This is a genomic window from Methylophilus aquaticus (genome assembly GCF_030769565.1).
Lineage (GTDB): Bacteria > Pseudomonadota > Gammaproteobacteria > Burkholderiales > Methylophilaceae > Methylophilus > Methylophilus aquaticus.
This window is the reverse complement of the sequence record NZ_JAVCAP010000012.1, coordinates 29,410-54,670: the sequence shown is the minus strand read 5'-3', so window position 1 is coordinate 54,670 and position 25,261 is coordinate 29,410. Positions and strand designations below refer to the sequence as shown.

Here is a 25,261-nt window from a genome sequence, read left to right as displayed (position 1 = left end):
AGCACATATGGCAAAAACTATCCTCATCGTTGATGACTCGTCCTCATTGAGATCTGTCGTAGGCACGGCGTTAAAAGGCGCTGGCTATGATGTGATTGAAGCTGAAGATGGCAGAGATGCACTGAATAAATTAAATGGTCAAAAAATTCATCTGATTATTAGCGACGTCAATATGCCCAATATGAATGGTATTGAATTTCTTAAAGCGAGCAAGCAGATCCCTGCTTACAAGTTTACGCCAGTGATTATGCTGACCACTGAAAGCGCGGAAGAGAAAAAAATGCAAGGCCAAGCAGGCGGTGCCAAGGCCTGGATGGTCAAGCCATTTCAACCACCACAATTGTTGAATGCGGTCTCTAAACTTGTTTTACCGTAACTTCATTTAATTACAACTTTAGGCAAGGGGAACACGATGCCGGTCGCAGTGAAAAGTACAAAATCTTTAACCAAGCTGGATTTTTCCGGTGAGCTCAATATTTACACGGCAAGTGAAACGATGGATGTGGTGAAGGCAGCATTAAAAAATGCACTGCCCATCCAGCTGGATTTGTCGGAGGTGAGCGAGGTCGATGCGGCAGGTTTGCAGATTTTAATGACGATTAAATTACACAGCACCTTACACGGTGTTGCGTTTAATCTCATCGGCTGCAGCGAGGCGGTAAACGAGTTGCTTGGCCTGGCTGATCTTGCAGGTTTCTTTGGCGAGCCCACCGTGTTGAGCGGCATCGCGGCCTGATCACGAACGACAGAATAAGCATGAAAGGTAAAAAAGATGAGTCTTGATGAATCCTTGCAAATATACATTATGGAAAGTCGTGATCTTCTTGAGCAAATGGAAGAGGCGTTATTAACGCTGGAGCAGAATCCTCAGGATGAAGAAAAAATCAACGCCATTTTTCGGGCCGCGCACACCATTAAGGGCTCTGCCGGGCTGTTTGGACTGGACTTTATCATCAGCTTTACGCATGTGGCAGAAAGTGTGCTGCACAAAGTGCGTAATGGCGAAATCACCATCGATGAAAGCCTGGTCGCACTCCTGCTGGAGGTCGGTGATTTTATTGGCAAGCTTATCGATCACGTGGCTGAAAGCAAAACGCCGGATGCTGACACGCAAGCGGTGAGTGATGCCTTAATCAGTCGTCTCAACGTTTACCTGAGCGCCGAAAGCGACATGGTGCCAGCTGCTGAACATGCTGCCACCGAAGTAGCCGCCATGACCACCGTAGACGAAGCTGAAAGCATTGAGCGTGTCGAAACCGACTGCTGGCATGTCTCGCTGCGATTTGGCGTAAATACCTTTAGAAGCGGCATGGACCCGTTCAGCTTTATTCGTTACATGAAAACCATCGGCACCATTGCGCATCTGGAAACAATGCAACAGGGGTTTCCTGCACTGGAGGAGATGGATGCCGAAAGTTGTTATCTGGGATTCGAAATCAGTTATCAAACCGATGCAGATAAGCTGGCCATTGAAAGTATTTTCGATTTTGTGCGCGATGATTGCGAAATCCATATTCTGCCGCCGCATAGCAAAATCAGCCACTATATAGACTTGATTGAAAAGCTTTCCAACGAAGACTTGAAACTCGGCGAAATCTTGGTGAAGTGCGGCACGCTTACACCCAATGAACTCGAGTCCAGCTTGCAGCAGCAAGCGACACAGCAAGCCATGGATAAAGAGCCGATTGGCCAAACGCTGGTTAATCAACACATGGTGCAGCCGGATGTGGTAAATGCTGCGCTTGAAAAGCAAAAGCAGGTTAAAGAAACTAAAAATTCCGAATCCAATTTTATTCGGATTGATGCCAACAAACTGGATGAGTTAATCAATCTGGTCGGCGAGCTCATTATTGCGGGCGCGGGTGCCACGCTGGTGGCCAATAAAACAGCCAACAGTGAAATGACTGAAGCGACCTCCACCATTTCTACCCTTGTTGAACAGGTGCGTGATTCTGCGCTTGCACTGCGCATGGTGCAGATTGGTTCCACATTCAGTCGCTTTAACCGCGTGGTACGCGATGTCAGCAAAGAGCTCGGCAAAGAAATCCGGCTGGAAATCAGCGGCGAAGAAACCGAGCTGGATAAAACCGTGGTTGAAAAAATCAGTGATCCGCTCACGCATCTGGTGCGCAACTCCATGGACCATGGCATTGAGTCAGCCGAGGCGCGCCTCGCCAAAGGCAAGTCCGCTTACGGTACGCTAAAACTAAATGCCTTCCACGATTCCGGCAGCATTGTGATTGAAGTCAGTGATGACGGTGCCGGACTCAATCGAGACAAAATTCTCGCCAAAGCAATTGAAAAAGGCCTGGTCTCCGCAGAGCAGTCTCTCAGTGATGGCGATATTTACAATTTGATTTTTGAAGCAGGCTTTTCAACGGCAGATGCAGTCAGCAATCTTTCCGGTCGCGGCGTCGGCATGGACGTGGTGCGTCGCAATATTCAAGCCCTGCGTGGCACGATCAATATTCAGTCCCAACCTGGTTTGGGCACCACCATGCGTATCCGCTTGCCACTGACGTTGGCGATTATTGACGGCTTCCTGGTCAATGTGGCTGAGTCTGCCTATGTGATCCCGCTCGATATGGTGGTCGAATGTATAGAGCTTTCCACCGCTGATTATGAGGCTTCAATCAGTGATCAGCGCGACTTTATCAACCTGCGCGGGGAAGTCTTGCCTTATCTCAAACTCAGAGATGAGTTTGAATGTAAAGGTGCTCCCCCAGCCCGACAGAATATTGTGGTATTGCAGTATGCCGAGCAAAAAATTGGCTTGGTCGTGGACAAGCTGATCGGCGAGTTTCAAACCGTGATTAAGCCGCTGGGCAAAATGTTTGAGCATGTGAAAGGCATTGGTGGCTTCACTATCCTTGGTTCAGGCAGCGTTGCGCTGGTGCTCGATGTGCCGCGCATGATGCAACTGGCCAATATCGGCAAAAATAAAGAGCAAGAGGTTGTAGGGGTAAATTAATAAACGCAGTTTCTAACCGCTAGAAAATAATCAAGGAGCACTGAAATGAAATTTACTGTTGCAAAAAAAATGATCGCACTGGTATCTGCGGCGGTTTTAGGGTTAATTGGACTGACCATTGTAAGTAGTACTCAACTGAGGAGCACATTTGACGCTGCTAATTATGCTTCGGTAAACACAGTGCCGAGCTATCAAATTTTTACTGATATCCAGAAAAATTTATCTAACCTGCGTGACTTGTCGCTGTTTCATGTGATTGTCACTGACGAGACTGGCATGCGTGACGTGGAGGGTAAGATTGATGTGGCTGCCAAAGCGCTGCAAGAAAGTGTAGATAAATACAATACAAATGGATGCGCAGGGCAATCTTGCATGTCCGATAGTAAAGAACAGGCAATGTATGATGAATTTAAGGCAAAGTTACAGCATTACAACACTGTGCGCCAGAGAGTATTTGCGTTTTCAAGAGACAACAAAACCAAAGATGCCGAAATTGCCGTCAGAAACGAATTGATGCCTGCTATTTTGGAAGCCAACAATACCTTTGCAAATCAGCTTACTTATAACGTAGATTTGGCCAAACAGGCTTCGGAACGCGCCAATGATGTCATTTCAAGTGCAACAGTCATCACATTAACAATTGCGGGTTCTGTGATTGCGATTGCAGCGTTTCTTGGCTGGGTTATTACTGCTGGACTATTGAAACAGCTAGGCGGTGAACCAGAGGATGCTGCCAATATTGCGACAAAAATTGCTGCTGGTGATTTAACGATTCGCGTCAATACAAAACCGGGTGACAACACCAGCATGATGGCCGCTATGAAGGTTATGGTGGAGAAATTGGTGAGTGTTGTGAGTGAGGTACGTGGTTCAGCGGACAATATTGCGAGCGCCTCGGAGCAGGTGAGTGCGACGGCGCAAAGCATTAGCCAGGCGACCAACGAGCAGGCGGCTTCGGTTGAAGAGACGTCAGCATCGGTCGAGCAAATGAGCGCTTCGATCAATCAAAACACCGAGAATTCTAAAGTCACCGATGGTATTGCCGGTAAAGCAGCCAAAGATGCCAACGAAGGTGGCGCCGCGGTCAAAGACACTGTGATTGCCATGAAGAGTATTGCAGACAAGATCAGCATTATCGATGACATTGCCTACCAAACTAACCTGCTGGCGCTGAACGCGGCGATTGAAGCGGCCCGTGCTGGCGAACATGGCAAAGGCTTTGCGGTAGTGGCAGCGGAAGTGCGCAAGCTGGCCGAACGTAGCCAGGTTGCGGCCCAGGAGATTGGTGAAGTGGCCAAGAACTCGGTAGGGCTGGCCGAACGTGCAGGCAGCTTGCTGGATGAAATCGTGCCTAGCATTAACAAGACCAGTGATCTGGTACAAGAAATCTATGCTGCCAGCGATGAGCAGAGTAGCGGTGCCTTGCAGATTACGACTGCGATGAACCAGATCAGCCAGGTGACGCAGCAGAATGCAAGCTCCAGTGAAGAACTGGCTGCGACTGCTGAAGAAATGAGTGGTCAGGCAGAGCAACTGCAACAACTGATTGGTTTCTTTAGAGTCGGGGTCGAGGATGGCACATTTGCACCTGCTGCAAAAAAGAACGTGAAAAAAGTAGCCAAACCCGCGAGTAGCAAAGCGTCTGTCCATATCGCAGCAGTACATGCCGCCGAGGTGGACGAGTCCCAGTTCGTGAAATTTTAATCAAGAGAGGTGGGGCTGGCAGTTTCTCGGTAGCGTTATTGAGTGATGAATGCCCCGGACACCACTTTCCATCATGAACGAAGGGATAAAAAAATGAATGACCTGATGGTAGCCAATGCATCAAGCCGTCAAAGTGCAATCGCGGTGAACACGATTCAGCAATATCTGACATTTGTCCTTGGCCGCGAAGTGTTTGCGATCAATATTCTGAATATCAAAGAAATTATTGAGTACGGCAATGTAACTGAAGTGCCGAAGATGCCTGGGTTTATCCGCGGCGTGATTAACCTGCGAGGTGCCGTGGTGCCGGTGATTGACATGGCTGCACGTTTTGACAAGCCCACTGCGGAGATTACGCGCAAGACCTGCATTGTGATTATTGAAGTGGCGCATGAAGATAGCACCCAGGTCGTGGGTGTGATGGTGGATGCGGTGAATGAAGTGCTGGATATTGAGGCGGGTGAGATAGAACCTTCTCCCAACTTTGGCGCCAACATCCGCGCAGATTTTATTGAAGGTATGGGCAAGATTGCAGGCAAGTTTGTGATTATTTTGAATGTGAATAAAGTGCTTTCTGTCGGTGAAATTGCCGAGCTTGCAGGCTCGGCTCGTAGCACTTCCCAGTTGTGATAGCGAGTGTATAAACAAGGAGATTTGTGATGAGTTTCGCCGCAGCAAGAAAATTAGACTTTATTTTTGGAACACGCGTTGATCCAAATAAAATTGATGTCCTGGTTAGCTTAATGACTAAAATACGGCAGGGGGATTGGGATTCGGCTGTGCAGGTAGAGCATGATGACCCGCTTAGTCAGGTATTTACCGAGGTTGCATTGTTGCAGGATCAATTGCGTAAGCAGGCGGAGACATTGAAAGACTTCGTGGACAATATGAACCACATGTCAAAAGAGCATGATGCAGGTGATATCGACGTGATGATGAGTGTAGACAAGTTTCAAGGTGAGTTTAAGACCATGGCCACGGGTGTGAATAGCATGGTGTCCGGGCATATTGCCGTGAAGAAAAAAGCCATGGCGGTGATTAAAGCGTTTGGTGAAGGCGACTTTGATGCACCAATGGAGCAGTTGCCTGGTAAAAAAGCATTTATTAACGACACCATTGAGCAAATGCGCGGCAATCTCAAAGGCTTTATTGTTGATATGAACCACATGTCAAAAGAGCATGATGCAGGTGATATCGACGTGATGATGAGTGTAGACAAGTTTCAAGGTGAGTTTAAGACCATGGCCACGGGTGTGAATAGCATGGTGTCCGGGCATATTGCCGTGAAGAAAAAAGCCATGGCGGTGATTAAAGCGTTTGGTGAAGGCGACTTTGATGCACCAATGGAGCAGTTGCCTGGTAAGAAAGCATTTATTAACGACACCATTGAGCAAATGCGCGGCAATCTCAAAGGCTTTATTGTTGATATGAACCACATGTCAAAAGAGCATGATGCAGGTGATATCGACGTGATGATGAATGTGGACAAGTTTCAAGGTGAGTTTAAGACCATGGCCACGGGTGTGAATAACATGGTGTCCGGGCATATTGCCGTGAAGAAAAAAGCCATGGCGGTGATTAAAGCGTTTGGTGAAGGCGACTTTGATGCACCAATGGAGCAGTTGCCTGGTAAAAAAGCATTTATTAACGACACCATTGAGCAAATGCGCGGCAATCTCAAAGGCTTTATTGTTGATATGAACCACATGTCAAAAGAGCATGATGCAGGTGATATCGACGTGATGATGAGTGTAGACAAGTTTCAAGGCGAGTTTAAGACCATGGCATCCGGCGTGAATACCATGGTGTCCGGGCATATTGCGGTGAAGAAAAAAGCCATGGCGGTGATTAAAGCATTTGGCGACGGTGATTTTGATGCACCCATGGAACAGTTGCCTGGCAAAAAAGCATTTATCAATGACACGATTGAGCAAGTGCGGGCAAATTTAAAATCAGTTGCCAAAGATACGGTCATGCTGATTGAGGCTGCCAATAATGGGGCACTTGATGTGCGTGCTGATTCAAGCAAGTACCAAGGTGAGTATTTGAAAATCGTGAAGGGCATCAACGATATGCTCGATAAGATTGTAATGCCAATTAATGATGTGATGGCGGTGCTTAAACTTGTGGAAGCGGGGGATTTGACTGCTCCTGTCGTCAACCAGTACGAGGGCCAACTGGAAGAACTAAAACAGTCTGTAAATAACACGATTGCTAAACTGCTCATGGTCATTAACGAGGTGAGTCAGTCTGCAGACAACATTGCCAGTGCCTCCGAGCAAGTCAATGCCACTGCGCAAAGCATCAGCCAGGCAACTAACGAGCAGGCGGCTTCTGTTGAGGAAACTTCTGCATCCGTTGAGCAAATGAGTGCTTCGATTAATCAAAATACCGAGAACTCTAAAGTCACCGATGGGATTGCCAGTAAAGCAGCTAAAGATGCCAATGAAGGCGGTGGCGCTGTTAAAGAAACCGTGGCAGCCATGAAGAGCATTGCGGACAAGATCAGCATTATTGATGACATTGCCTACCAGACCAACCTGCTGGCGCTGAACGCGGCGATTGAAGCGGCCCGTGCTGGCGAACATGGCAAAGGCTTTGCAGTAGTGGCGGCTGAAGTGCGCAAGCTGGCTGAACGCAGTCAGGTGGCTGCCCAGGAGATTGGTGAAGTGGCCAAGAACTCGGTAGGGCTGGCCGAACGTGCAGGCAGCTTGCTGGATGAAATTGTGCCCAGCATTAACAAGACCAGTGATCTGGTACAAGAAATCTATGCGGCCAGTGAAGAGCAAAGCAGCGGCGCCACACAAATCACCGCTGCCATGAATCAACTCAGTCAGGCCACACAACAAAATGCCAGCTCCAGTGAAGAGTTAGCCGCAACTGCGGAAGAAATGAGCAGCCAGGCAGAACAGCTGCAGCAACTGATTGGATTCTTTAATGTGGGCACACAAGAGGCTTCGAGTGTCACTGCGATTAGAAAACAATCAAAACCCAGCAGGCCTCCCATGGTTAAAGCCAGCAAACAAAAACTGGCTCCAGTTTTTGGGGTGGATATTGATGAGGCGCAATTCGTTAAATTTTAGTGGTGATTGATGATGGCGCTGATCAGCATTTCGCGTGTGTCCCGGTGGATAAGCTACTCGACTAATAACAGCTATCAATCATCAACCGAAGGATAGAGTAAATGGAAAATGAACTGATGATGGCATCTATCTTGAAGGGAAAAACTGCTGGTTCGAGCATTCTCACTCAGCAGTACTTGACCTTTAACCTTGGCCATGAAGTATTTGCGATCAATATTCTGAATATCAAAGAAATTATTGAGTACGGCAATGTAACTGAAGTGCCGAAGATGCCTGGGTTTATCCGCGGCGTGATTAACCTGCGTGGGGCAGTGGTGCCGGTGATTGACATGGCTGCACGTTTTGACAAGCCCACTGCGGAGATTACGCGCAAGACCTGCATTGTGATTATTGAAGTGGCGCATGAAGATAGCACCCAGGTCGTGGGTGTGATGGTGGATGCGGTGAATGAAGTGCTGGATATTGAGGCGGGTGAGATAGAACCTTCTCCCAACTTTGGCGCCAACATCCATGCAGATTTTATTGAAGGTATGGGCAAGATTGCAGGCAAGTTTGTGATTATTTTGAATGTGAATAAAGTGCTTTCTGTCGGTGAAATTGCCGAGCTTGCAGGGTCTTCGCAAACAGTCATTGATGCATGATCTATCGGGAGAGTTTAAGTGGACAGTGTCGCATCAATCACTAGCAAAGAATTTGGCTTGTTCAGAGATTTTATCTATGCGCAGGCAGGGATCACCCTCTCAGATGTTAAAAAACCATTAGTTAGCGGACGCTTGGCCAAACGGGTGCATTTTCATCGGCTTAGGAGCTTTAATGAGTATTTCAAGCTGATCAGCGACCCGGCCAATACTGGTGAAAAGCAAATAGCGATTGATTTGCTGACGACCAATGAAACCCATTTCTTTAGAGAGCCCAAGCATTTTGACTTTCTGAAAAATGTGATTCTTCAGAAAAGAGCCAAAGGCCGGCCATTTCGCGTATGGAGTGCCGCCAGTTCATCTGGTGAGGAACCATATACGATTGCCATGTTGTTAGCGGAATGTATGGGCAATGATCCCTGGGAAGTCATCGCTTCCGATTTAAGCACCAAGGTACTTAAGCAGGCACAAAGCGGCTGCTACAACATGCAGCGTGCTTCAGAAATCCCCAGGCCTTACCTGACCAAGTATTGCCTCAGAGGCACGGGTGATCATGACGGCGAGTTGCTGATTGCACGTGAGCTAAGGCAGCGCGTCAGGTTTATGCAGGTGAATCTGACAAAACCCTATCCAGACCTTGGGCAGTTTGATGTCATTTTTCTGCGCAACGTCATGATTTATTTCGATGTGCAGACAAAGAAACAAATCACCGACCAAATATACCCGTTGTTACGTGAGGATGGTTATTTCATCATCAGTCACTCTGAAAGTTTGAACGGCGTATCCGATAAGTATTCCGCTGAGGCGCCTTCGATTTACAAGAAAAAATAATGATGGTTGACCAGCCGCTCTAATAATAATGACTCAGGAAGTGGGTGAGGTAGATGAAGCTTCCAAAAAATGCGTTTGAAATATTTTTACAACCTGGTGAGTTTTATTGGGGCGATGCCGATACAAGAATTCGCACCATATTGGGATCGTGTGTGGCGGTCACCGTGTGGCATCCTGCGCAAAAAGTTGGCGGTATGTGCCATATTATGTTGCCCAGTCGCGCGCGTAGCGCCAAAAAAACGGGTGGTGTGCTCAATGGTAAATACGCTGATGAGGCCATGACCATGATCATGAGTGAGCTGAACAGTTGCGGGATTGCACCTGAGTCTTGTCACGTAAAAGTGTTTGGCGGTAGCAATATGTTTAAGACATTACGAGACATTAGCAATCCAATCGGAGACCGTAATCTGGAGGCCGTTATGGATCAGTTAGATCGTTTGGGGTTTACCGTGCATTCTCATCACCATGGCGGTGAGCTGCCCAGATATATTATTTTTGATGTCTGGAGTGGTTGGGTCTGGTTACGCAAACATTGATCTGTTGAGGACACATATGAAGAAAATTAAAGTCATGATCGTGGATGACTCGGCAGTGGTGAGAAAAGTATTGACCGAGAAAATGGAAAGGTCGCTGGAAATTGAGGTGATAGGCTCCGCTTCTGACCCCATTTTTGCCATGGATAAAATGATGAAAGCGTGGCCAGATGTGGTAGTGCTTGATGTGGAAATGCCGAGAATGGATGGCATTACCTTCCTGAAGAAAATCATGTCGCAAAGACCAACCCCCGTCATTATCTGTTCCACGCTGACTGAAAAAGGCGCGGAAACCACTATTCAGGCATTATCGGCCGGGGCCGTGAGTATTGTCACCAAGCCTAAAGCGGGCCTTAAGGATTTTTTGGAAGATGAGGCTAACGATATTATTAACGTGGTGAAAGTCGCCGCCAGAGCCAATCTCAAGCGGATTGTACATGCGGATCCTCTGACCAAAGTAGCGCCTAAACTGACCGCCGATGCCGTATTATCGCCGCCTTCGGTTAGAGCCATGGCGCAGACCACTGAGCGCATCGTGGCGATTGGCACCTCTACTGGCGGCACACAAGCATTAGAGGCTGTGCTGGCTGCCTTGCCCAGAGTCAGTCCCGGTATCGTGATTGTGCAACATATGCCTGAAAATTTCACTGCTGCCTTTGCCAAACGGCTGAATGATCTTTGCGAAATTGAAGTGAAAGAGGCGGTACAAGGTGACAGGGTGATTGCGGGCCGTGCGCTGATCGCACCTGGCGGTAAGCATATGCTGCTTAAACGCAGTGGCGCGCAATATCATGTGGATGTGATTGACGGTCCGTTGGTCAGTCGTCACCGACCTTCTGTGAACGTATTGTTCCGCTCGGTTGCGCAACAGGCAGGTAAAAATGCGCTTGGTATTATTATGACAGGCATGGGCGATGATGGTGCCCAAGGATTAAAGGAAATGCGGGATGTTGGCGCGGCAACGCTGGGCCAGGACGAGCATAGCTGTGTGGTATACGGCATGCCCAAAGAAGCGAATAAACTGGGTGCAGTACAACGTGAACTGCCCTTGTCAAAAATACCCCAGGAAATTGTGAATTATGGAAGTGGTAATAGAACATGAGAGTACTTACCGTCGACCCATCTAAAGCGGCTACCAGTATGTATGCGCTGATGCTGGAAAAATTTCCTATCGAAGTGCAGCATGCAGAAAGTGCGAAGCAAGCGCTGGAGATGATCCATGAAAATTATTTTGATTTGATTATTTTTGCCTATGAGCTTCCGGATTCGGATGGCATCCGTTTCTACCAGAAAATTTCAACCACCCACCCATCCCCTGCGCAGGTGCATTTGCTGGTCACTTCAAACACTGACGATGCGGTTAAGCAAGCTGCGATTGAGCAGGGTGTCACTGCTTGCTTCTCCAAATATCAGATTTCTGCTTTAGAGGCTTTTGTTGCGAGTTTTACCAAATCCAGTGCCTTGAAGCTTCAAGGGCATGTGTTACTGGTGGAGGACAGTCATGCCTCTGTACTTGTCTATGGTGGCGCGCTCAAAAAAATGGGTCTGACGTTCGACCATTGCGCAGATGCCGAGACTGCACAAACCTATATACAAACGCGCAGCTATGATCTGGTGGTGTCTGACTTTTATTTGCAGGGGGTCGGTGACGGTTTTTCAGTGGTCAGTGCTGTGCGCGACTCTGGCAAACAAAACAGAAAAACACCCGTGCTGGTGATCTCTCACATGAGTACCCCGGCCAGACGGTTTCAACTATTGCTCAATGATGCCAATGATTTTTTCTCTAAAGATGGCTTGCTTGAAGAGTTTGAAGTGCGCGTCGCACATTTGATTGCCAATCATGCGGCACTGAAGAAAATTGAACAGCAATATGAGGCCATGCAGACGCTGGCAACAAAAGATTCACTGACCAAACTTTATAACAGACATTATCTGGAGTCTGCCAAAGAGGATGTGATTGCCGCTGCCATCAAGACAAACACCCCGCTTTCATTGATGCTGGTGGATATTGATTACTTTAAAAAAGTGAATGATACCTATGGACATATTTTTGGCGATCAATTGCTTGAGCAACTCGCCCATGAGCTCAAGCACTTTTTTGCCGACCACCCATTGATTTTTCGGATGGGCGGTGAAGAGTTTTTAGTGCTGCTGCCGAATGTAAGTTATGACGCGTCGATAGATCAGGCAACCCGGTTTTGCAAACATATTGATGCGAGTCAGTTATCAGGGATACATGTGACAGTCAGCATTGGCGTGGCTTCTGAAACTGCGGTGCAGCCAGATTCGTTTGAGCGCTTATGTATTGAAGCAGACGCAGCGCTTTATCAGGCCAAACACCTGGGCAGAAACCAAGTATTTGCGGCCTCATGTGTGGCTGCGTAAAGCGCGCAAGCGCATTGATGAACGCTTGTATGCGAATGGCCGTGTATGCATTTTGGAGATGGGTTCTATGAAGCGAATGCAAACAGTCACTGCAGTGTTGGGCGCGATTGCACAGTGCGGATTTTCAGCGGCATGCATGGCCTCCGAACCGCTCTCCGATAGCCCGCTGAGTTTGAGTGGGTATATGGAAGCTTATTATGTCCATGATTTTAATCATCCGGATAATCACCAGCGGCCATTTTTTACTTATAGCCACAATCGTGCCAATACGCCGAGTATCAATTTGGCGATGGTGAAAGCCAGTATTCATCAGCCGTCTTTTCGGGCCAATCTGGCGTTGGGCTCTGGCACCTATATGCGCGCAAATTATGCTGCTGAACCGCGGGGATTGCAGAAAATTTACGAGGCCAATACAGGGTTGCGGTTGTCAGAAAATGCCGATGTCTGGCTGGATGTGGGTGTCATGCCCTCGCACATCGGCTTTGAAAGCGCCGTGGGTGTGGAAAACTGGACCATGACCCGCAGCCTGTTGGCTGAAAACTCGCCTTATTATGAGACGGGTGCAAGACTTTCCTATACCACTGATGATGGGAAGTGGTATATGAGCGGCCTGGTGCTCAATGGGTGGCAGCGCATTACCCGTGCCGAAGGCAACACGACGCCTTCATTCGGACATCAGCTGACCTACAAACCCAATGACCGCGTGACCTTGAACAGCAGTTCGTTTGTGGGTAACGATAAGTCAGACCAAGACCGCAGAATGCGTTATTTTCATAATTTTTATGGGCAATTCAAGCTGGATGATGCATGGAGCGTGATTGCTGCATTCGATGTTGGCGCCGAGCAGAAGTTTCGTAACAGCAGCGATTACAATATCTGGTTTACGCCGATTGTGATTGCCAGATATTGCTACACCGACGCATTGAGTTTTTCAGCAAGAGCCGAGTATTATCAAGATAAAGAGGGCGTGATTATAGAAACCGATACGCCGCATGGATTCAGAACAACTGGGTACTCAGTCAATATGGATTACAAGCTTCACTCCAGAGTAACATTGCGGACTGAGGTGCGAAAATTTGTCAGTAAAGATGCGATTTTCGATGAGGATGGCGAACGCTTAAAGAAAACCAATCTGATGATTGGCAGTGCTGTAGCGATCAGCTTTTGATCAATACGCGCTGATTTCAGGCTACAGCTTTTGTTAATATAGCTTCTGGCGCTGAGGCATAGATTTGCAGGCTGCCTTTGTTGTTACGCTTCGCATGATACAGTGCCAGATCGGCATGCTCGTAGAGTTTCTGGGCCGTATCATCTTCACCTGCGTATACGCAGGCACCGATAGATGCCTCAATGGTCACAATTTCATTTTTGATCGGCATCGGCTTTGAAATGCGCTGATTAATTTCTTCCCCGAATTGCCTGAGGCTGGCCTGTGCGTCGTTTGCCCTCAGCAGGAACGCAAATTCATCCCCGCCCAAACGGTAAAACTCAATGTTGTCTTTTACCATGGTGAGCAGACGGTGACCGATTTCCTGCAATACGAGATCGCCTGCATGGTGTCCATATACATCATTGATCGGTTTAAAGTTATCCAGATCCACAATGCCGAGAGCAAAGCATTCTCCCCTGCTTTTTGCACGCACCAGAAGCTGATCCACACTCATAAAGAAATGCCTGCGGTTTGGCAGGTGCGTCAAGGTATCCTGGTTGGCCAGCCGCCGGTTTTCTTCCAGCAATATATTGGATTCATGGGTTGCACTGACCATACGGTCAAAGACCTGATTACTGGCACGCATGGCCAGCAACATGCCTATTTCAAACATCAGAATCAATGCCGCGAGTGTGTACTGATATTCAATATTGCCCAGGGACACACAAAGGAGCGCGGATGAAATCAGGATCAGGTTATAGAGGTAGGCCGCCGGGCCCATTTTGCTCAGAATCAGTGCGAAGCATAATCCATACATGGTGGTATGGAAAATCAAAAAATAATGACCAAAACTGTCGGTCAGGTCCAGTAAGTAAAGGTTGCGGTTGAATGTCAGCAAGCCTGAAATCATCATGATGATCCCTGCAATCTGTAGCCGTCTGCGGATGGTGTTTAAATCGGCATGACGGCTTCTGTAAGAAAACCAGAACACAAAAATGCAGGCCGCTACCACCATTCGGATGCCAGGAAGGAGGATCGACAATTTCCAGTCAACGGCATCTTTAAACGCAATCATCTGAATGATAATTGCGCTCAATGCAGTGAGTATTGCCACAGGCACATCGTTTAACAAGCTGTTGTAACGTGCCCGTAGTAGTTCGTCTCTGGCTGGCTTAAAAGGGAACATACGCAGGAGGTTAATCATGGATATCGACATCATAAATCCATGGTCACGTGTTTAATCTTGTGGAAATAAGCTGATTTTTCACTCTGTTCTTCAAGTGCTTTGATCAAAAAGCCTCTTACAGTGTACGAAGCTTAGTCGCCGCAATAATCGCAGCACGGTTATCCAGTCTGTTTTTCAGCAACAATATGGCGGTTGCGTGTCTATGGCTATAGAAAATCAGGCACTGGCACACAGGGCTTTAACGGCATGGTTGATACGTTTAAATTTTGCTAGCTGCCACTGCCGCCCGATTGTTCTTGCCTCCAGCCCAGACTGTTGGCGCATAAAAGTGCATTCAATTGTTATGTAATTTACGCATCATTGGATGTAAACGCCCACCAATGAGTCGCTATTTCCCCGTGTTCTCTGCATACTCTCCACCCAGCGCTGCCATCAATGCCACACTGGCATTTAAGCGCCTGCCAGTAATCGTCAGCAGGTTACGCTCAGCGGCCAGCAAGGCGGACTGCACAATGACCACGTTCTGGTATTCACTGATGCCAGCGCGGTAGCGGTTTTCGGTTTGCTCAACAGCTTCACGCGCAAATTTCACGGCGGCTGCCTGCTCTATTGACTCTGCTTCCAGTATGCGCAACAGGGCCAGATTGTCTTCCACCTCACGAATGCCGTTGATGACAGTCTGCCGGTAGGTGGACACCGCAGCATCGTAGCGGGCAATGGCGGCTTCTGTATTGGATTTACGCAGCTGATTATCGAAAATGGGGCCTGCCAGTGCCGGGCCCAGCGACCATAACCGGCTGGGGAGTGAGAGTAAATCACCTATTGCGCTGCTGTTATAGCCCAGACTGGCCCCCAGTGTCAGCGTGGGGAACAAGGCTGCTCTGGCGATGCCAATTTGCGCATTGGCCACCGCGACGCGGCGCTCGGCAGCCGAGATGTCTGGTCGGCGTTCGAGCAGGCTGGCGGGCAGGCTGGCTTCAACCGGTGGCAGGGTGATGCTGGCGACTTGTTGATAGGGACTGCTGGCGAGGGTCAGTTCGCTCGGCGGTTTGCCGATGAGCACGGCAATGGCGTGTTCGAGTTGCGCGCGCGAGGCAGTGATGTCGATGGCTTGGGCGCGGGTGTTGCGCAGTTGCGTTTCGGCCTGGGCGATTTCGGTGCGCGAGGCCAGACCTACGTTGTAACGATTGGTGGTGAGTTGCAGTGAACGCTCAAAGCTTTGTGCGGTACGGTCCAGTAACTGTTTTTGCGAGTCGAGGATGCGCAGCTGAAAATAGGTTTGCGCCAGTGTGGACTGAATGGAGAGTTTGACGGCAGCGAGGTCTGCAGCCGTGGCTTGCGCATTGGCTTCTCCGGACAACACGCTGTTGCGGATTCTGCCCCATAAATCGATTTCCCAACTGGCAATCACACCCAAGCTGTATGCACTGGTGCTGTCATCTCGTCCGGATTGCGCGCGCGTGACGGCCGATTGTCCATTCACGGCTGGCAGTTGCGGTGCGCGACTGGCTCTGGCCAGTGCCAGGCCTTGCCGATAATTGGCTTCGGCGACCAGAATGCTGTAATTGGCCTGATTGGCCTCTGCGAGCAGGCTGGTTAATTGTGCATCCTGATAGCGTTGCCACCACACCTCTGAAATTTCCGGGTTGCCAGGCGTGGCGGTTTTCCAGCCTTGGTATTGTGCGGATTCTTTGTATTGGTCTGGCAGGGCGAGGGTCGGTCGCGTATAGGCCTCCCAGACGCTGCAACTGCTCAGGAACATACTGAAAATGATCAGCGAAACCGGTTTTATCATGTGCATGATGAATAAGTTTTCATAAAAGCCATATTAATTTAAAGCGCTGTTACGGGGGTGGCAAGTTGGCCTGCAGGGGCAACGGCAACCGCTGCAACACTTTGCGCGTGGCATGGCTGAGTTTGTCCAGGTAAATATAAACCACGGGCGTGGTAAACAGGGTCAGCACCTGCCCGACCAGCAAGCCCCCGACGATGGAAATGCCCAGTGGCTGGCGGATCTCGGCGCCGTCACCCACCCCTAGCAGCAGAGGCAGTGCACCCAGCACTGCCGCAAAAGTGGTCATCAATATCGGGCGAAAGCGCTGGATGCAGGCTTCGACAATGGCCAGTTCCGGTGCTGTGCCATGTTCACGCTCCATGTAACGGGCGGCATCAATCATCATAATCGCATTTTTCATCACAATACCAATTAGCAGGATGATGCCGATCATGGCGATAATGGTCAGTTCGCTGTCAAACCAGAGCAGGGCCAGCAGGGCGCCAATGCCCGCGGAAGGGAGCGTGGACAGGATGGTGAGTGGATGCACCAGGCTCTCGTACAGCATGCCCAGCACAATGTAAATCGTGATCAAGGCCGTCAGAATCAGCCAGGGCTGGCTATCCATGGATGCCTGAAAGGCCTTGGCCTTGCCAGAAAACGCGCCATGAATGGATGCGGGCAGGTTGATGCTGTTAAAGGCATTTTCAATCGCCTGGCTGGCGGCATCCAGCGCAACACCATTGGCCAGATTAAAAGAAATAGTGGCCGCTGCAAACTGCCCCTCATGGTTCACCGCCAGCGGGGTGTTTTGCAGGTCCCAGCGTGCAATGCTGGAAAGCGGGATACGCTGGGCATTGTTGCTGGTGACATAGATCTGGTTCAGTGATTCCGGTCCTTGCGCAAATCGTGGCGCCACACTCAGCACCACATAATACTGGTTCAGCGGTTCGTAAATCGTGGAGATCAGGCGCTGGCCAAACGCGTCATTCAGCACTGAATCAATCTGTTGCTGGGTAACGCCATATCTGGCTGCGGCGTCGCGGTCTACTGTCAGGTTGACTTGCAGACCCTTGTCCTGTGCGTCGCTTGCAACATCCGTAAGTTGCGGCAGGGTTGCCATGGCATCGCGCAGTTTGGGCGAAAAGGTGCGCAAATCATCCACGCTGGTGGAGAGCAGCGTATATTGAAACTCCGCCGAGCCTGGGCGCAAACCGATATTGAATTCCTGTTGCGGGCGCAGCCGTAGCGAAGCCCCTGGGACACGCTCCAGTTTCGGGCGCAAGCGGTCAACCACATCTTGTGCGGAAGCCTGCCGTTCTGCCCGTGGCTTGAGCCGCGCATTCATCATGCCGGTGTTCGATTGGCCGCCACCAAAGCCGCCAGTGTATTCATAGTAAGTTTCGATATCGGGGTCTTGAGCAATAATGCGCATGAACTGATCGACCTTGGCGCGCATGGCCCAGAACGACAGATTCTGGTCGCCCTCAAAGTAGCCTTGCAGACGGCCGGTGTCCTGTAAAGGAAAAAACCCTTTGGGAACAATGGCGTACAGATACACGTTGCAGCCCACGGCGGCCAGAAACAGCAGCAGGACCACACGCCGGTGCCTTAGCGCAACATGCAGGGCACGCTGGTAATGTTGCTGCGGCCAGGCAAACAGTCCGGCCAGCCAGGCGTTGATGCCTGTGGGCGGTTGGTAGGCGGTGAGCAGGCGCGAGCTCAGCATGGGCGTCAATGTCAGCGTGATGAACAGCGAAATCACTACGGCAGAAGCCAGCGTGATGGAAAATTCGGAGAACATGCGGCCCACCACGCCATCCATGAACAGCAGCGGGATAAACACCGCCACTAGCGACACACTCATGGCAATCACGGTAAACGAGACTTCACGCATGGCCTGCATCGCTGCATGCAGTGGGGTCAGGCCTTCCTCAATGTGGCGGCTGGTGTTTTCGACAATGACGATGGCGTCATCCACCACAAAGCCGGTGGAGATAATCAGGGCCATCAGCGTCAGGTTATTCAGGCTGAAGCCGCACAGATAAATGACCGCCAGTGTACCCAGCAAAGAAATCGGGATCGTGATGCTGGGGATCAGTGTAGCCCGGCCACTGCGCAGAAAAATATAAGTCACCAGCACTACCAGACCAATTGAAATCAGCAGCGTATGCTCGACATCCTGCAATGACTTCCTGACAATGGTGCTGCGGTCTATCAGCACTTCCATTTCAATGCCGTCGGGTAGCAAGGGTTTGAGTCTGGGCAGCAGGGCATTGACGCCATCCACCGTGGCCACAATATTGGCGCCGGGGATATTGTTGACTGAAATGACTACCCCTGGTTTGCCTTTCACACTGCCTGCACTGCGCAACTCTTGTACCGAGTCTTTGACTTCTGCAATATCATGCAGGCGGATAGGTGCGCCATTGCGCCAGGCCACAATCAGGTCCTTGAAGTCGGCGGCCCGGTTGCCAGAGTCATTGACATCAATCTGCCAGCGCTTGTCCTCATTTTCAACAAAGCCCTTGGGCAAATGCGCATTGGTGTTGGCAATCACCGTGCGGATCTGCTCCATGGTCACGTTGTACTGATTGGCCATCTGCGGATTCACTTCTACCCGTACTGCGCGCAGTGAACTGCCATTGACGTATACCTGACCGACGCCGTCAACCTGCGCAATACGCTGGCCTATCAGGGTGAATGCAACATCATAGAGCGCTTGCTGGCTGTAACGGCTGGAGGTCAACGCAATATGCATGATCATGGTCGGGCCGGTTTTGCGCCAGGTAGGATTGCCCTGCATACCGGCAGGCAGCAGCGGACGCGCGGCATTGATCGCCGCCTGTACATCGCGCGCGGCGCCATCAGCATTGCGGTTGAGGTCAAACTGCAGGCTGATGCGGGTCTGCCCCTTGCTGCTGCTGGAGGTCATTTCATTGACGCCGGCAATGGTGCCCAGTGAACGCTCCAGGGGGGAGGCTACCGAGGATGCCATGGTTTCGGCGCTGGCGCCCGGCAGGCGCGCATTGACATCAATGCTGGGCATTTCCACCTGCGGCAATGAGGCAATCGGCAATGCAAAATAGGCCCCAATGCCGGGCAGCGCAATCGCCAGTGCCAGCAGTGACGTGGCGACCGGTCTGCGGATAAATACCGAGTGCCAGGCCATTAACGCACGGCTCCTGGCGCAGTGCCAGTATCAGGTGTTACAGGGCTGCGCCAGTGGGCCAGCCGGTCAAATGCCAGATAAATCACGGGCGTGGTAAACAGCGTGAGCAACTGGCTGAGCAGCAAGCCGCCTATCATGGCAATGCCCAGGGGGGCGCGCAGCTCAGAACCCGGCCCGTCACCGGTGACCAGTGGCACCGCACTCAGCAAGGCGGCCAGTGTGGTCATCAGGATAGGCCGAAAGCGCAGCAGGCAGGCCTGGTAAATCGCTTCCTGTGCGCTGAGACCACGCGTGCGCTCGGCCTCCAGCGCAAAATCGATCATCATGATGGCATTTTTCTGCACAATGCCAATCAGCAGGATAATGCCGATAATGGCAATCACACTCAGCGGATGCTGGGTCACCATCAGTGCGAGCAAGGCCCCCACGCCTGCAGACGGCAGTGTGGATAAAATGGTCAGCGGGTGAATATAGCTCTCATACAAAATGCCCAGTACGATATACATGGTCAACATGGCGGCCAGCATTAAAAACAGTTCATTATTGAGCGCAGATTCAAAGGCCGAGGCCGCACCCTGAAAGCGGCTGATGATGGTGGGTGGCCACTGCATCCCCTGTTTGACGGCCTCAATGGCTGTGACGGCATCGCCCAGTGCATAGCCGGGCGCCAGATTAAAACCGATTTCAATGGAAGGAAGCTGGTCCTCACGGTGTACGACCAGTGAGGCGGGTTGTTCGGTGAGGGTGGCAATACTGGCGAGTGGCACCTGTTTGCCGTTGCTGCTGCTGACATACACCTGTTGCAATGCCGCCAGGCCAGAAGTGCCTGCCAGTTTGGCTTCAAGAATCACCCGGTACTGGTTGGCCTGGGTGAAAATGGTCGAGATCATGCGCTGGCCAAAGGCGCTGTACAGCGCATTGTCTACATCGGCCATGGTAATGCCGAAACGTCCAGCACTGTCGCGGTCTACCATGATGGACGCCCGCAGGCCTTCGTCATGCTGGTTGCTTTTCACCTCAACCAGTTGCGGCAGCGCCTGCAATTTTTCCAGAAACCGGGGTAGCGCGGTATTCAGCGCGCCCAGGTCGGTGCCGGTTAGTAAATACTGGTACTGGGTGCTGCTGATGCGGTCAGACAGCGTCAGGTCCTGTACCGGCTGCATGTACAGGGCGATGCTGGCATGTTGCTGAAGTGCCGGTTGCATCCGCGCAATCACTTCGGAAGCGGTTGCCGTGCGTTGCGGGTAAGGATTGAGGTTGATCAGCAAGCGACCACTGTTGTGTGTGGTATTCACACCATCCACGCCGGCGACAGAGGATACGCTGGCGACATCTGCATCTTCGAGGATGGCATCGAGCAGTGCCTGCTGAGCAAGGCTGACTTGCTGGAATGCGGCTGCATCAGACGCTTCGGTAATCACTTGAATCAAGCCGGTATCTTGCGTTGGAAACAGGCTTTTTGGAATGACGAAGGCAAGTGCCAGGGTGCATGCGAGAGAAAGTGCGGCAATCAGTAATACCAACGGCTGGTGCTTGAATGCAAGTGTCAAGCCGCGACTGTATGCCTGCACGACCTTGTCCATCAAGTCAGGCTTTTTATCCCCGGCGGGGTGGGGTGCCGGGGCCCGCAGCAATCGGGCACATAACATCGGCGTCAGTGTCAGCGATACAAACGCAGAAATCAAAATAGCCACGGCCAGTGTCACCGCAAACTCGCGGAACAATCGACCAATCACATCGCCCATAAACAGCAGTGGAATCAGCACCGCAATCAGTGAAAACGTCAGCGAAATAATGGTGAAGCCAATTTGGCGTGCACCTTTCAGGGCTGCATTTAATGGTGTTTCACCTTCTTCAATATGGCGCGCAATATTTTCGATCATCACAATCGCATCGTCCACCACAAAGCCGGTAGCAATGGTGAGTGCCATCAAAGTCAGGTTGTTGATGCTGAACCCGGCAGCCACCATCACTGTGAAGGTGCCGACCAGGGATAACGGCACGGTCAGGCTGGGGATAATGGTACCCGCGGCCGTGCGCAAAAACAGGAAGATCACCATCACCACCAGTGCAATCGCCAGCATCAGTTCAAACTGCACGTCATGCAGCGCACTGCGGATGGTATGCGTACGGTTGGTCAGCTCAGTGACCGTGACATCCAGCGGCAGGCCAGCGGTCAACTCGGGCAAACGCGCACGAATCTGTTCGACCACCTCAATGACATTCGCACCTGGCTGGCGTTTGATGTTGACCAGAATAGCCGGGCTGCGGTTGGCCCAGGCCGCCAGGTATTTGTCTTCCTGCGATTCACTGACTTCCGCCACATCACGCAGGCGCAGGGGCCGGTCCGCCACATTGGCAATGATCAGGTTACGATACTCTTCAGCCGAGGTCAGCTGGCTGTTGGCCTCCAGCTCATAGGCGAGCAGGGGGCCATCAATATTGCCCTTGGCCTGGTTGGAGTTGGCACTGTCAATGACGGTGCGTATCGTATCAAAGCCGAGTCCGTACGCCGCCAGCACGGCCGGATTGATCTGAATACGGATGGCTGGTTTTTGCCCGCCATCGATGCTGACTTGTCCCACGCCGCTGACCTGGGCAATTTTTTGCGCCATCCGTGTATCCACAAGGTCACGTAGCTTGGGCAACGTCATGCTGGGCGAGGTCACGGCCAGGGTCAGAATGGGGGCATCTCCCGGATTCACCTTGTTATAGACCGGCGGCGTGGGCAAATCAGCGGGCAGGAAGCTGCTGGCAGCATTGATGGCGGCCTGCACCGATTGCACTGCGACATCCAGGCTGTTCTTGAGGGTGAACTGCAAGGTAATCACTGACACGCCGCCTGAACTGGCCGAAGACATATGCGCCAGTCCGGACATGGAGCCAAACTGTCGCTCCAGTGGTGAGGTCACGTTCATGGCCATCACTTCGGCACTGGCACCTGGATAGAGCGTGACTACCTGAATAATTGGATAATCCACTTGCGGCAAAGCTGACTTCGGCAACAGCGTATACGCCAGCACTCCTGCCAGAAAAATAGCAATCATCAGCAGCGATGTTGCCACCGGACGCAGAATAAATATGCGTGAAGGATTCATATCAATCCGTACATCCTATGCACCAGACGCCTGGCGGTGTTTGCGTCTTTGTTGGTCTGGCTGTGTCTGCGGGGCGTCTGTTGCTGCGCTGCGCTGCGGGTCTTTCACGATGACCTTTGCCTGGTCTCTCAGTTTATCTACGCCGCTGCTCACCACGCGGTCACCGGCTTGCAGGCCACTGGTAATGGCTGCGCGCTCGCCGTCGTTGTAGCCTACCGTGACAGCTTGCAGGCTGACAGTCTCGCCTTTTTCTGTTGACTTGATCAGATAGACAAATGCGCCCTGATTGTTGTGCTGTAATGCATTGACTGGCACCACACTGGCATTGCGCAGGGTTTCACTGTGCAGGCGAATATTCACAAACTGATTGGGGAACAGACTGTTATCCAGGTTAGAAAATTCGGCTTTGAGTTTAATGGTGCCCGACGTGGTATCAATCTGGTTGTCGATGCTTTTGAGTGCGCCTTTGGCCAGCAGTTGAGTGTTGGATTTATCCCAGGCCTCCACCACCGGCGCATGTGCCCCGGCCTGACTTTGCGTCTGTTTGACCAGTCGGCTGACCTTGTCTTCCGGCAGGGTGAACACCACATGAATCGGATGCACGGCATTGATCACCGCAATCGGGTTGGCCGCGGTGATGTTGTTGCCGGCATCCACCTGACGCAAGCCGATGCGTCCACTGATGGGCGCAGTAATGTTGGTGAAGGCCAGTTGCAGTTTTGCACTTTCAACCAGTGCCCGGTCTGCCTGAACGGTGCCCTGATATTGCTGCACCAGCGAAGCTTGTGAGTCCACCTGCTGTGAAGCAATGGAGTCCTGAGATTGCAGCGTTTTAAAGCGCTCCAGATCAATCTGGCTATTTTTAAGCAGGGCCTGGTTGCGTGCGGCCTGCCCCTGAATCTGACCAAGGGCAGTTTCAAAGGGTCGCGGATCGATCTTGGCGAGCAACTGCCCTTGCTTGACCAGTTGCCCTTCCTGAAACTGTACTTGAATCAGCTGACCATCGACGCGGCTGGTGACTGTCACCACTGCGGAAGGGGTCGCTGTTCCCAGCGCCGTCAGCACCACCGGGATATCTGCTTTGGTGACTGTGGCAGCCAGTACCGGGGTTGGCCTGTCTCCTTGCCCTGGATAGCCCCCCACTTTCCCGTGACGCTTGCTTCCCGGTTTCTCATGTTGGGTTTGAGAGGCGGTGTGTTGCTCATGATTGGCATGCAATGCTTTCCACCCCCATATGGCACCACCAGCAAGCACGGTTACAAGCAACGTTTTGATTAATATTTTTTTGTCTGGCATGGTGTAGGCAATATATTTCAACAAGGTTATGTGACTGGCATCTTTAGCATAATGTTCACCGTGCGGATAGGGATGCCAATACTCTGCACAGATTGTAAAGCAACTTTTTGCCTTTGCCGGTATTCAGGATCAACAAATGCTGGCAGTCGTTCCTCCCTCGTCGAATTTAAGACAAATGACATGCGTTGTTACGGTAATCGTTGTCTTTAAATGGGACTTATTGATGGACATGCAAAGTATAGATCTGTATCGCTTTTGATACAGACTTTACGGGAGGCAAGGCAGACACTTGCTGCTTGAAGTGTATGGACATAGACGGGCATTCAGCACGCATTTGCGGCTGAGTGCCTGCATCCATTGCGTTCAGGCGGATGTGCTCAAGCCTTGTGCATCAAACATCCCTTCGAAGAGCACAGAGCTTAAATAGCGCTCACCCGAGTCTGGCAAGATCACCACGATGGTTTTGCCTGCGTGTTCGGGGTTGGCCGCATAACGCGCGGCAACCGCCACAGCTGCACCGCAGGAAATGCCCGCCAGTATGCCCTCTTCCAGCGCCAGGCGCCGTGCGTATTCTATGGCCTCTTCGTTACTGACTTGTTCAATGGCATCGATCAGACTCAGGTCCAGGATGTCTGGTACAAAGCCTGCGCCTATGCCCTGGATTTTGTGGGGTGCCGGGGCGAGTTCCTGTCCGGCCCTGAATTGCGTCAATACAGGGCTGGCCGCTGGCTCTACCGCCACAGACAGGATGTTCCTTTTCTGTATCTGTTTGAAGTAGCGTGTGACGCCTGTAATGGTGCCGCCGGTGCCAACCCCTGATACAAAAATATCGACCTTGCCATCCGTATCTCGCCAGATTTCGGGCCCGGTGGTTTGTGCGTGAATGGCCGGATTCGCCGGGTTTTTAAATTGCTGCAATAACACATACCTTGACGGATCAGAAGCGGCAATTTCTTCTGCTTTGGCAATCGCCCCCTTCATGCCCTTGGCCCCTTCGGTGAGCACCAGTTTGGCACCATAGGCCAGCAGCAGCTTGCGCCGTTCCACGCTCATGGTTTCCGGCATGGTCAGGGTAATGGGAACGCCACGTGCGGCTGCCACAAAGGCCAGCGCAATGCCGGTATTGCCGCTGGTGGGTTCAATGATCTCTTTGCCAGGTCCGAGCAAGCCCTGTTTTTCTGCCTCCCAGATCATGGCCGCGCCGATCCGGCACTTGACCGAATAAGCCGGGTTGCGGCCTTCAATTTTGGCGAGAATCGTTGCCTGTCCCGGCGCTGTCAGCCGATTCAGGCGTACCAGTGGCGTATTGCCTATACTTTGCACATTGTCTGAAAACCAGTGTGCCATTTTTTTTCCCAAATATTGTGTTAAAAGCATATCTTAAAACAAATATCTAAATCGATACTGTGCGACTACTTGCAGTTGATGATCAATAAATTT

18 protein-coding genes are annotated in these 25,261 nt (G+C 51.1%); 12 read left to right on the top strand and 6 right to left on the bottom strand.

Annotation, left to right across the window (positions count from 1 at the left end):
* The first annotated feature begins 7 nt into the window (after positions 1-7).
* From Q9291_RS05740 to Q9291_RS05685, 12 genes are all read left to right on the top strand, one after another.
* The gene (locus Q9291_RS05740; protein WP_306389069.1) at positions 8-376 is read left to right on the top strand and encodes a response regulator; all 369 of its coding nucleotides are present in this window, start codon (positions 8-10) and stop codon (positions 374-376) included.
* Between the two features lie 36 nt (positions 377-412).
* Positions 413-736 (top strand): STAS domain-containing protein, encoded by a 324-nt coding sequence (locus Q9291_RS05735; protein WP_306389068.1) that lies wholly within the window; start codon positions 413-415, stop codon positions 734-736.
* 36 nt (positions 737-772) lie between these two features.
* Positions 773-2,971 carry a chemotaxis protein CheA gene (locus Q9291_RS05730; RefSeq protein ID WP_306389067.1) on the top strand — a complete coding sequence of 733 codons (2,199 nt, stop codon included), beginning with the start codon at positions 773-775 and terminating at the stop codon, positions 2,969-2,971.
* 45 nt (positions 2,972-3,016) lie between these two features.
* Entirely contained in the window at positions 3,017-4,675 is a 1,659-nt protein-coding gene (locus Q9291_RS05725) for a methyl-accepting chemotaxis protein (RefSeq protein ID WP_306389066.1), read from the top strand.
* Positions 4,676-4,768: 93 nt separating this feature from the next.
* Complete coding sequence (locus tag Q9291_RS05720; RefSeq protein ID WP_370530746.1) at positions 4,769-5,305, top strand: chemotaxis protein CheW; 537 nt, start codon at positions 4,769-4,771, stop codon at positions 5,303-5,305.
* A 113-nt stretch (positions 5,306-5,418) separates the two neighbouring features.
* On the top strand, positions 5,419-7,758 hold the full coding sequence (locus Q9291_RS05715) for a methyl-accepting chemotaxis protein (RefSeq protein ID WP_306389065.1): 2,340 nt from the start codon (positions 5,419-5,421) through the stop codon (positions 7,756-7,758).
* 116 nt (positions 7,759-7,874) lie between these two features.
* Positions 7,875-8,399 (top strand): chemotaxis protein CheW, encoded by a 525-nt coding sequence (locus Q9291_RS05710; protein ID WP_306389138.1) that lies wholly within the window; start codon positions 7,875-7,877, stop codon positions 8,397-8,399.
* A gap of 18 nt (positions 8,400-8,417) precedes the next feature.
* Complete coding sequence (locus Q9291_RS05705) at positions 8,418-9,227, top strand: CheR family methyltransferase (protein WP_306389064.1); 810 nt, start codon at positions 8,418-8,420, stop codon at positions 9,225-9,227.
* 53 nt (positions 9,228-9,280) lie between these two features.
* Positions 9,281-9,763, top strand: a complete 483-nt coding sequence (locus Q9291_RS05700) for a chemotaxis protein CheD (RefSeq protein ID WP_306389063.1) — start codon at positions 9,281-9,283, stop codon at positions 9,761-9,763.
* A 16-nt stretch (positions 9,764-9,779) separates the two neighbouring features.
* Positions 9,780-10,862: a protein-glutamate methylesterase/protein-glutamine glutaminase gene (locus tag Q9291_RS05695; RefSeq protein ID WP_306389062.1), complete on the top strand. Its 1,083-nt coding sequence runs from the start codon at positions 9,780-9,782 to the stop codon at positions 10,860-10,862.
* On the top strand, positions 10,859-12,145 hold the full coding sequence (locus tag Q9291_RS05690; RefSeq protein ID WP_306389061.1) for a GGDEF domain-containing response regulator: 1,287 nt from the start codon (positions 10,859-10,861) through the stop codon (positions 12,143-12,145). The genes Q9291_RS05695 and Q9291_RS05690 overlap by 4 nt, the downstream gene beginning before the upstream one ends.
* A gap of 67 nt (positions 12,146-12,212) precedes the next feature.
* Entirely contained in the window at positions 12,213-13,313 is a 1,101-nt protein-coding gene (locus tag Q9291_RS05685) for a porin (protein ID WP_306389060.1), read from the top strand.
* 16 nt (positions 13,314-13,329) lie between these two features.
* Here the strand turns inward: Q9291_RS05685 and Q9291_RS05680 are convergent, their stop codons facing one another.
* The 6 genes from Q9291_RS05680 to cysK all read right to left on the bottom strand — a co-directional run bounded on the left by Q9291_RS05680 (position 13,330) and on the right by cysK (position 25,168).
* Positions 13,330-14,499, bottom strand: coding sequence for a GGDEF domain-containing protein (locus tag Q9291_RS05680; protein WP_306389059.1), 1,170 nt, complete (start codon positions 14,497-14,499; stop codon positions 13,330-13,332).
* A 370-nt stretch (positions 14,500-14,869) separates the two neighbouring features.
* Positions 14,870-16,282 (bottom strand): efflux transporter outer membrane subunit, encoded by a 1,413-nt coding sequence (locus Q9291_RS05675; protein WP_306389058.1) that lies wholly within the window; start codon positions 16,280-16,282, stop codon positions 14,870-14,872.
* A 43-nt stretch (positions 16,283-16,325) separates the two neighbouring features.
* Positions 16,326-19,427, bottom strand: a complete 3,102-nt coding sequence (locus Q9291_RS05670) for an efflux RND transporter permease subunit (RefSeq protein ID WP_306389057.1) — start codon at positions 19,425-19,427, stop codon at positions 16,326-16,328.
* Entirely contained in the window at positions 19,427-22,525 is a 3,099-nt protein-coding gene (locus Q9291_RS05665; protein WP_306389056.1) for an efflux RND transporter permease subunit, read from the bottom strand. The genes Q9291_RS05670 and Q9291_RS05665 overlap by 1 nt, the downstream gene beginning before the upstream one ends.
* A 15-nt stretch (positions 22,526-22,540) precedes the next feature.
* Positions 22,541-23,845, bottom strand: a complete 1,305-nt coding sequence (locus Q9291_RS05660; protein WP_306389055.1) for an MdtA/MuxA family multidrug efflux RND transporter periplasmic adaptor subunit — start codon at positions 23,843-23,845, stop codon at positions 22,541-22,543.
* Between the two features lie 339 nt (positions 23,846-24,184).
* Positions 24,185-25,168, bottom strand: coding sequence for a cysteine synthase A (gene cysK / locus Q9291_RS05655; RefSeq protein WP_306389054.1), 984 nt, complete (start codon positions 25,166-25,168; stop codon positions 24,185-24,187).
* Positions 25,169-25,261 lie beyond the last annotated feature (93 nt).

Excerpts from the sequence above, each read along its gene's own strand:
- Q9291_RS05740 (WP_306389069.1), top strand. The coding sequence starts at position 8 with ATGGCAAAAACTATCCTCATCGTTGATGACTCGTCCTCATTGAGATCT.
- Q9291_RS05735 (WP_306389068.1), top strand. The coding sequence starts at position 413 with ATGCCGGTCGCAGTGAAAAGTACAAAATCTTTAACCAAGCTGGATTTT.
- Q9291_RS05730 (WP_306389067.1), top strand. The coding sequence starts at position 773 with ATGAGTCTTGATGAATCCTTGCAAATATACATTATGGAAAGTCGTGAT.
- Q9291_RS05725 (WP_306389066.1), top strand. The coding sequence starts at position 3,017 with ATGAAATTTACTGTTGCAAAAAAAATGATCGCACTGGTATCTGCGGCG.
- Q9291_RS05720 (WP_370530746.1), top strand. The coding sequence starts at position 4,769 with ATGAATGACCTGATGGTAGCCAATGCATCAAGCCGTCAAAGTGCAATC.
- Q9291_RS05715 (WP_306389065.1), top strand. The coding sequence starts at position 5,419 with ATGACTAAAATACGGCAGGGGGATTGGGATTCGGCTGTGCAGGTAGAG.
- Q9291_RS05710 (WP_306389138.1), top strand. The coding sequence starts at position 7,875 with ATGATGGCATCTATCTTGAAGGGAAAAACTGCTGGTTCGAGCATTCTC.
- Q9291_RS05700 (WP_306389063.1), top strand. The coding sequence starts at position 9,281 with ATGAAGCTTCCAAAAAATGCGTTTGAAATATTTTTACAACCTGGTGAG.
- Q9291_RS05695 (WP_306389062.1), top strand. The coding sequence starts at position 9,780 with ATGAAGAAAATTAAAGTCATGATCGTGGATGACTCGGCAGTGGTGAGA.
- Q9291_RS05690 (WP_306389061.1), top strand. The coding sequence starts at position 10,859 with ATGAGAGTACTTACCGTCGACCCATCTAAAGCGGCTACCAGTATGTAT.
- Q9291_RS05685 (WP_306389060.1), top strand. The coding sequence starts at position 12,213 with ATGAAGCGAATGCAAACAGTCACTGCAGTGTTGGGCGCGATTGCACAG.
- Q9291_RS05680 (WP_306389059.1), bottom strand. The coding sequence starts at position 14,499 with ATGATTAACCTCCTGCGTATGTTCCCTTTTAAGCCAGCCAGAGACGAA.
- Q9291_RS05675 (WP_306389058.1), bottom strand. The coding sequence starts at position 16,282 with ATGCACATGATAAAACCGGTTTCGCTGATCATTTTCAGTATGTTCCTG.
- Q9291_RS05670 (WP_306389057.1), bottom strand. The coding sequence starts at position 19,427 with ATGGCCTGGCACTCGGTATTTATCCGCAGACCGGTCGCCACGTCACTG.
- Q9291_RS05665 (WP_306389056.1), bottom strand. The coding sequence starts at position 22,525 with ATGAATCCTTCACGCATATTTATTCTGCGTCCGGTGGCAACATCGCTG.
- cysK (WP_306389054.1), bottom strand. The coding sequence starts at position 25,168 with ATGGCACACTGGTTTTCAGACAATGTGCAAAGTATAGGCAATACGCCA.